This window comes from Vibrio sp. Vb0598 (assembly GCF_033338935.1).
Classification (GTDB): domain Bacteria; phylum Pseudomonadota; class Gammaproteobacteria; order Enterobacterales; family Vibrionaceae; genus Vibrio; species Vibrio alginolyticus.
Window position 1 is genome coordinate 1 of the sequence record NZ_JAWOTP010000234.1, and the last position, 1,125, is coordinate 1,125.

Here is a 1,125-nt window from a genome sequence, read left to right on the forward strand (position 1 = left end):
GAGGTCAACACGCGAGATAATGCGCACGCCTGCAGCGGCAATGGTGCCGAACATCACGATGGTAGCGCCACCAAGTACAGGCTCTGGGATCAGCTGAACAAAACTGGCCACGCCCGGGAATAGACCAAGAATCACTAACATGCCCGAGATAAAGTAACCCACGTAACGGCTTGCGACGCCCGTTAGCATGATAATGCCGTTGTTTTGACTGAAAGTAGAGTTTGGAAAGCTGTTGAATACCGCAGCGATAGCCGAGTTCAGACCATCCGCTAATACCCCACCTTTGATACGCTTCATGTAAATAGGGCCTTTAACAGGCTCGCCAGATACTTCAGACGTTGCGGTAATGTCGCCGATCGCTTCCAACGCCGTGATAAAGAAAATCAGCACGAGAGGGATAAACAGTGACCAGTCAAATGACAAGCCGTACTGCATCGGAATCGGTAGCGCAACGAGGTTGGTTTCCCCCAATTTTGAGGTGTCGACCATACCCATGAAGTATGCCATTACATAGCCAACCAGCATGGCAATCACGATCGAAGCCACGCGAATGTATGGGTTTTTAGAACGATTCAAAATCACAATTAACCCAAGTACGGTACCAGCGAGCGCCAGTTTGTCTAAGCTACCAAAAGTACCGTCGCCCATTGCAGCATAGCCTCCACCCATAGAAACCAAGCCGACTTGGATCAGCGTCAGGCCAATCAGAGTTACGACAATGCCAGAGACGAGAGGTGTGATGATGCGACGTGCATGCTCAAGCACACGAGACAGTAAAATCTCGGCAAAAGAGGCGACTAAAATCGTCCCGAAAATCGCCGCCATCATGGTGCTGATGTCCGCGCCACCTGCTTTGAGTGATAAACCCGCACCGATGATTGGACCCAAAAAGTTAAAGCTGGTGCCTTGCACCGATAGCAAGCCGGAGCCGACAGGGCCAAAGGTACGGATTTGGATAAAGGAAGAAACACCAGATGCAAACAACGACATGCTGATAATGGTGTTGGTTTGATCGGCCGGAACGCCCAAAGATTGGCAAATGATTAAGGAAGGTGTAATCACCGCAACGAACATCGCCAATAAATGCTGAAGTGCAGCAAAAATCGTTTGTGGCAGTGGTGGACG

General features: G+C 50.2%; 1 protein-coding gene. It reads right to left on the reverse strand.

The genetic code is table 11. The features are described 5' to 3' along the window. Positions 1–1,125 (reverse strand): solute carrier family 23 protein (locus tag R7Q38_RS24345; protein WP_318114640.1); only part of this gene is annotated, 1,125 nt, incomplete at both ends.